Raw genomic sequence first — 7598 nt, 5'->3', positions numbered from 1 at the left:
GGCCCTCGAGCAGCCGCAAACCCGCACCCCGCCGCCCGGCCCAGGCCGGACGTGCGGGGTCTCGCCGGACTGCGGCCACGACGTACACGACCGAATTCGGGTTCCGGAACCGGGTCGGGCGCGCCGCCATGTTCGGGGCACTCGGACTCACCGCCGCGATGTTGTTGTGGGTCCAGGTCGTACAGGCACCGAGTCTCACCGCGGAAGCGGCGAACCAGCGCACGACGCGTCTGGTCGAACCCGCCACCCGTGGGACCATCGCCGACCGCAACGGTGCCCCGTTGGCCTACACGATGGAAGCGAAGGCACTGACCTTCCAGCCGCAGCGCGTGCGCGCCGAACTCGACGAAGCCCATGCGAAGGACCCGTCGAAACCGGAAGCCGGCGAATACCTGAAGGGCGTTGCGAAGACGGTGCACGAAGCCCTGGGCGACGCGGCACCCGAGAAGGACGTTCTGGCGAAGCTCGAGAGCGACGAAACCTTCGTCTACCTCGCGCGCGGCGTCGATCCCGGGGTGGCCGCGGCGATCGTCGACGAATACGACAAGGTCGGCCTCGAACGCCAGGACATCCGCCTGTATCCGGGTGGGTCCCTCGGCGCGAACATCGTCGGTGCGACCGGCTGGGACGGTCACGGCCTGCTCGGCCTCGAATCGTCGATGGATTCGGTCCTGGCCGGCACCGACGGTTCGTCGACCTACGACCGGGGATCCGACGGAGCCGTGATCCCCGGTAGCTGGCGCGACCGTCAGGCCGCCGTCGACGGGTCGGCGGTCGAACTGACCATCGACTCCGACATCCAGTACTACGTCCAGCAGCAGGTGCAGCGCGCGAAGGAACTGTCGGAGGCGAAGAACGCGTCCGCGGTCGTCCTGGACGCGCAGACCGGCGAAGTGCTCGCAATGGCCAACGACGGCACGTTCAATCCGGCCGTCGGCATCGACAAGCAGCCCGACGCGCAGCTCGGCAACCTCGCGGTGAGTTCGCCGTTCGAACCCGGCTCGGTCAACAAGATCATCACCGCCGCGGCCGCCATCGAGGACGGGGCGACCACGCCCGACGAGGTGCTGCAGGTGCCCGGCTCGATCACGATGGCGGGCGTCAGCGTCAAGGACGCGTGGGACCACGGCGTCGTGCCGTACACGACCACCGGTGTCTTCGGGAAGTCCTCGAACGTGGGCACGCTGATGCTCGCCCAGCGGGTGGGGGAGGACCGTTTCGCACAGATGCTCGAGCTGTTCGGGCTCGGTCACCGCACCGACGTCGGATTGCCGGGCGAGTCCGACGGCCTGGTTCCCAGCCGGGAACAGTGGTCCGGCGGTACCTTCGCGAACCTGCCGATCGGGCAGGGCCTGTCGATGACGCTGCTGCAGATGGCCGGGATCTACCAGACCATCGCCAACGACGGCGAACGCATCGCACCGCGCATCGTCCGCGCGACGATCGCTCCCGACGGCACCCGAACCGAGACACCACGACCCGAACCGGTCCGGGTCGTCGGGGCGCAGACCGCCGCCACGGTCCGGGACATGTTCCGCTCCGTGGTGCAGGACGACACCGGCAACCAGCGCGGCACCGGCACACCCGCGGCGATCGAGGGCTACCAGATCAGCGGCAAGACCGGCACCGCCCAGCAGATCGACCAGAACTGCAAGTGCTATTCGAACTCCGAATACTGGATCACCTTCGCCGGGATCGCCCCGGCCGACGACCCGCGGTTCGTGATCGGGATCATGCTCGACGCACCGAAGCGCAGCGCCGACGGCAGCGGTGGTCAGTCCGCGGCACCGTTGTTCCACAACATCGCCGCATGGATGTTGCAGCGCGAGAACGTGCCGCTGTCGCCCGACCCGGGCAGCAAGCTGATCCTGCAGGTCGACTGAGCGGTGACCCTGTTCGAACGGCGGTGCCGGTGTCGGTAACGTGTCACGGCGGGAAGCGTCCCGTCACCGCGGACGAACAGCGACCGGCAGGCCGCTGCGGCAGAGCGAGAGGAACCTGGTGCCTGTGCCCCCGAGTCCGGATCCGTCCCCTCCCACGGAGGGGCTGAGACCCGAACATCCACCGGCGACTCGGCTCCGGGAGCTGGCAGACGCGGTCGGCGCCGACCACACGATCGTGGTCCCTGACGATTACGCGGGCACCGCCGATCCGGCGGACACCGTCACCGGCATCGACCTGCGCGCTCAGGCCGTGCAACCCGGCGACCTGTTCGCGGCGCTTCCCGGCGCCCACGCGCACGGCGCCCAGTTCACTGCGACCGCACTCGAACGCGGCGCGGTCGCGGTGCTCACCGATTCGGCGGGACGCGACCTCGTCGCCGCGACCGTCACCGCTCCCACGCCGGTCCTCGTGCACGACGACCCGCGGTCGGTGCTCGGTGCGGTGTCCGCCGCCGTGTACGGCCACCCCTCGCGCCGGATGCAGGTCATCGGCATCACCGGCACCTCCGGCAAGACCACCACCGCGTATCTCGTCGAAGCCGGGCTGGTCGCCGCCGGCCGGTCCACCGGGCTCGTCGGGACGGTCGAGACCCGCATCGCGGGCCGTCGCGTCCCCAGCGCGCTCACCACCCCCGAGGCACCGCAACTGCACGCGCTGTTCGCCACGATGCTCGAACGTGGCATCGACACCGTTGTGATGGAGGTGTCGAGCCACGCCCTGGCGCTCGGCCGGGTCGGCGGTGTCGGATTCGCGATCGGCGCGTTCACCAACCTGTCGCAGGACCACCTGGACTTCCACAAGGACCTCGACGACTACTTCGCCGCGAAGGCGCTGCTGTTCGCCGACGGGTCGCCGCACAGCGCGGCACGAGCCGTGGTGTGCGTCGACGACGAGTGGGGTGTCCGGATGGCCGAGATCGCTCGCGCCGCCCACCCGGGCCCTGCCGACCCGAGCGCTGTCGCCACCGTCGCCACGTCCCCGACCGCACCGGCCGCGGACTGGACCGCCACCGCGGCGACCGCCGAGACCGACGGCTCCCAGTGCTTCACTCTCACCGGACCCGACGGCACCGCGCACCGGGTACGGGTGCGGCTGCCCGGTCACTACAACATCGCCAACGCCGCGCTGGCCACCGCGGTGTGCGCCGCCGCCGGTGTCGACTCGGACACCGCCGCCGAGGGCATCGCGTCCGTTTCGGTCCCCGGGCGGGTCGAACTCGTCGACCGTGGCCAGGACTTCCTGGCCGTCGTCGACTACGCGCACAAACCGGCCGCGCTCGAAGCCGTCGTCGCCACCCTGCGGGGCCGCAGCAGCGGACGCATCGCGGTGGTCGTCGGTGCCGGAGGCGACCGCGACCGCGGCAAACGCGCCCTCATGGGCGCCGCCGCGGCCCGCGGCGCCGAACTCGTCGTCGTCACCGACGACAACCCGCGTACCGAGGATCCCGCGACCATCCGCGCAGCGTTGCTCGAGGGAGCCCGTTCGGTGCCGGACGCCGAACGCGGCGAGGTCCTCGAGATCGGCGACCGCGCCGCCGCGATCGACGCGGCGGTCCGCTGGGCCCGCCCCGGCGACATCGTGCTCGTCGCCGGCAAGGGACACGAGCGCGGCCAGGAGATCAACGGGGTCAAGTACCCCTTCGACGACCGGGAGGTGCTGGCGGACGCCCTCGAGCGCAGCCGGGCCCTGCGCCCGGCACACGCAGCCGACGAAACCGGCCGGACCGGCACGGGCGGCACCCGAGATGGAGGAACAGCATGATCCCGATGACCCTGGCCCGCATCGCGGAGGTCGTCGGTGGGACCCTGCACGACGTGGACGACCCGTCGACGGAGGTGACCGGCACCGTCGAGTTCGATTCGCGGCGGATCGGCCCGGGTGGGCTGTTCCTCGCGCTGCCCGGCGCCCGGTCCGACGGACACGACCATGCCGCTGCGGCCGTCGCCGCAGGTGCGGTCGCAGTGCTGGCCGCCCGGCCGGTCGGCGTCCCGGCGATCGTGGCGCCCCCGGTTCCGCAGACCGAGACCAACTCGCTCGCCTTCGAACACGACACCGACGGTTCCGGCGCAGCGGTCCTCGCGGCCCTCGGCCGGCTCGCGCGGGCCGTCGTCGACGACCTGACCGCCACCGGCCTGACCGTCGTGGGCGTCACCGGGTCCGCCGGCAAGACGTCCACCAAGGATCTGCTGGCTGCGGTGCTGGCGCCACTCGGCGAGGTCGTCGCACCACCCGGATCGTTCAACAACGAACTCGGCCACCCGTGGACGGCACTGCGCGCCACCCGCGACACCCGCTACCTGGTGCTCGAGATGTCGGCGCGCGGCCCCGGCCACATCGCGGCGCTGGCCGCGGTGGCACCGCCGCGCATCGGCGCCGTGCTCAACGTCGGCACCGCGCACCTCGGCGAATTCGGATCGCAGGAGGTCATCGCGCAGACCAAGGGCGAGCTCGTCGAGTCCTTGCCGTCGGCCGCCGACGGCGGTGTCGCGATCCTCAACGCCGACGACCCCCTGGTCGTGAAGATGGCCTCCCGCACGAATGCCCGCGTCGTCTTCGTCGGTAGCACTCCCGCGGCCACGGTGCGCGCCGAGAACGTGCACCTCGACGACTCGGCGCGCGCGTCGTTCACGCTCGTCGTCACCGATCCCGACGCCGAGGGTGGGCGGCGCAGCGCCGACGTCACGCTGGCCGTGCACGGCGAGCACCACGTCGGCAACGCGCTGACCGCCGCCGCGACCGCCCTCGAATGTGGCGCGACCCTCGAACAGATCGCGGCCGCGCTCGGCGGTGCCGCGCCCGTGTCGGCGCACCGCATGGCGGTGCGGACCCGCGCCGACGGTGTCACCGTCATCGACGACGCCTACAACGCCAACCCCGATTCGATGCGGGCCGCGCTCAAGGCGCTGGTGACCATGGCACGCGCCGGGGACACGCCACGACGGACGTTCGCGGTACTCGGCGAGATGGGGGAGCTGGGCGACGAGTCGGTCGTGGAACACGACCGCATCGGACGCCTCGCGGTGCGCCTCGACGTCACCCGGATCATCGCCGTCGGCGCGACGCGCCCGGTCCGCGGCCTCTTCCAGGGCGCGGTGATGGAAGGATCCTGGGGTGAGGAAGCCAGCCACGTTCCGGATGCGGACGCGGCGATCGCACTTCTCGAAGACGAACTCGAACCGGGCGACGTCGTCCTGGTGAAGGCGTCGCAGTCGGTCGGCCTGTGGTCGGTCGCGGACGCGGTTCTCGGTGCCGGAACCGGGAACACTGATTCTGCTGTGGAAACGGAGGCTGCACGGTGAGACAGATCCTTTTCGCTGCCGGCATCGCGCTGGCGGTGTCGATCCTGCTCACGCCGGTGCTGATCAAGGCGTTCACGCGGCAGGGCTTCGGCCAGGAGATCCGCGTCGAGGGGCCGCAGAGCCACCAGGCCAAGCGCGGCACCCCCACGATGGGTGGCGTCGCGATCCTCGCTGGCCTGTGGGCCGGGTACTGGGGATCACATCTGATCGGTCTCGGGTACGACGCGGAGGGCCCGACCGCATCCGGTCTGCTGGTGCTGGGCCTGACCACCGCGCTCGGCGGCGTCGGATTCCTCGACGACTTCATCAAGATCCGCAAGCAGCGCAATCTCGGACTGAACAAGACCGCCAAGCTGGTCGGCCAGCTGATCGCCGCGGTCGCGTTCGGCATCCTCGCGCTGCAGTTCCGCAACGACAGCGGCCTGACCCCCGGCAGCACGCACTTGTCCTACGTCCGCGACATCGCCACGGTGTCGATGGGCTCGGTTGTCTTCATCCTGTTCGTGTACCTGCTGGTCAGCGCCTGGTCGAACGCGGTGAACCTGACCGACGGCCTCGACGGTCTCGCGGCCGGCTCGATGAGCCTGGTACTCGGCGCCTACGTCATCATCACGTTCTGGCAGTACCGCAACTCGTGTGTCGCCGAACCGGGCAAGGGCTGCTACGACGTGCGCGACCCCCTCGATCTGGCTCTGCTGTGCGCCGCCGGCGCCGCGGCCTGCATCGGCTTCTTGTGGTGGAACGCGGCCCCGGCCAAGATCTTCATGGGGGACACCGGTTCGCTCGCGCTCGGCGGCATGCTCGCCGGCCTGTCGGTCACCACCCGCACCGAGCTGCTCATGGTCGTCATCGGTGCGCTGTTCGTCGCCGAGGCCGCCTCCGTGGTCATCCAGGTGGCCGTGTTCCGGTCCAGCCGCAGACGCGTGTTCCGGATGGCGCCGTTCCACCACCACTTCGAGCTCGGAGGCTGGGCCGAAACCACGGTCATCATCCGGTTCTGGCTACTCGCGGCCATCGCCTCGGCCGTCGGCATGGCCCTGTTCTACAGCGAATACCTAGCGGCGATCGGGGACTGACGCGGTGACGCACGAACTGGAATGGCTGCGCGGGACCCGGGTGCTCGTCGCGGGCGCCGGGATCTCCGGACGCGCCGTCATCACCCCGCTCACCGACCTCGGGGCGCACGTGACGGTCACCGACCGCAACGCCGAGGCCCTCGAGCGCTGCCGTGAACTCGGCGCCGACACCGTCGGTCTCGACGAACTCGTCGCCGAGGCCGAGGCACACCCGGAGACGCTGCGCCGGTTCGCGCTCGTCGTCACGAGCCCCGGGTTCGCGCCCGACGCCCCGCTGCTCTCGCACGCCGCCGGTGCCGCGGTCCCGATCTGGGGCGACGTCGAACTGTCCTGGCGGATCGACCGCGCCGAGATCTACGGCCCGCCCCGCCGCTGGCTCGTGGTGACCGGAACCAACGGCAAGACCACCACCACGATGATGCTGCACGCGATCCTCGAGGCCGCCGGGCTGGCGTCGGTGGCCTGCGGCAACATCGGCCTGCCGATCCTCGACGCGCTGCGGCGGACCGAGCCGCGCGCCGAGGTCCTCGCCGTCGAGCTGTCGTCGTTCCAGCTGCATTGGGCGCCGTCGGTGCAGCCCGAGGCGGGGGTCATTCTCAACATCGCCGAGGACCATCTCGACTGGCACGGTGGCATCGAGGGCTACATCGACGCGAAGGCCCGTGTGCTCACCGGCACCGTCGGGGTGCTCGGGCTCGACGATCCGATCGCCGGGGGACTGCGCGACCGGTCGCAGGCCGTCGTCACCATCGGATTCACCCTCGGCTACCCGCAGCGCGGGGAACTCGGGATCAGCGGAGACGTCCTGGTGGATCGCGCCTTCGCGGATTCCGCCGTGCTCGCGGCCGTCGCCGACGTCTCACCCGCCGGGCCCGCCGGGCTGTCCGACGCGCTGGCCGCCGCGGCGCTCGCCCGGTCGATCGACGTGCCGGAATCCTCGGTCCACGACGGCCTGCGCCGCCACCGGGTCGGGCCGCACCGCGCCGCGCCCGTCGGCACCGTCGACGGCGTCGAGTACGTCGACGATTCCAAGGCCACCAACCCACACGCGGCGCGCACGTCGCTGCTGGCGCGCGAGAGCGTGGTCTGGGTGGCCGGTGGGCTGCTCAAGGGCGCGCAGGTCGACGACCTCGTCGCGGAGGTTGCGCCGAGGCTGCGCGCGGTGGTGTTGATCGGCCGTGACGCCGACCGGATCGCCGAAGCACTGGCGCGACACGCCCCGCAGGTCCCCGTCGTCCGCGTCGACACGCGCGACGATGGATCGGTGAGCAGCCCCGAG

5 protein-coding genes are annotated in these 7598 nt (G+C 71.2%); all 5 read left to right on the top strand.

The window, feature by feature from the left end; genetic code table 11:
- Positions 1 to 1883 (top strand): peptidoglycan D,D-transpeptidase FtsI family protein (locus ACN675_RS26545; protein WP_420753665.1); only part of this gene is annotated, 1883 nt, incomplete at its 5' end.
- A gap of 118 nt (positions 1884 to 2001) precedes the next feature.
- A complete protein-coding gene (locus tag ACN675_RS26540) occupies positions 2002 to 3705 on the top strand; it encodes a UDP-N-acetylmuramoyl-L-alanyl-D-glutamate--2,6-diaminopimelate ligase (protein WP_420753664.1) in 1704 nt (567 codons plus the stop codon).
- A complete protein-coding gene (locus ACN675_RS26535) occupies positions 3702 to 5243 on the top strand; it encodes a UDP-N-acetylmuramoyl-tripeptide--D-alanyl-D-alanine ligase (RefSeq protein ID WP_420753663.1) in 1542 nt (513 codons plus the stop codon). The genes ACN675_RS26540 and ACN675_RS26535 overlap by 4 nt, the downstream gene beginning before the upstream one ends.
- The gene (gene mraY / locus ACN675_RS26530; RefSeq protein WP_420753662.1) at positions 5240 to 6319 is read left to right on the top strand and encodes a phospho-N-acetylmuramoyl-pentapeptide-transferase; all 1080 of its coding nucleotides are present in this window, start codon (positions 5240 to 5242) and stop codon (positions 6317 to 6319) included. The genes ACN675_RS26535 and mraY overlap by 4 nt, the downstream gene beginning before the upstream one ends.
- A gap of 4 nt (positions 6320 to 6323) precedes the next feature.
- On the top strand, positions 6324 to 7598 hold a 1275-nt coding region (gene murD, locus ACN675_RS26525), incomplete at its 3' end, for a UDP-N-acetylmuramoyl-L-alanine--D-glutamate ligase (RefSeq protein WP_420753661.1).

It is taken from the genome of Rhodococcus sp. O3, assembly GCF_048897285.1.
Lineage (GTDB): Bacteria > Actinomycetota > Actinomycetes > Mycobacteriales > Mycobacteriaceae > Rhodococcus.
Note: the sequence above shows the minus strand (reverse complement) of the source record. Positions and strands in the feature narration are given on the sequence as shown.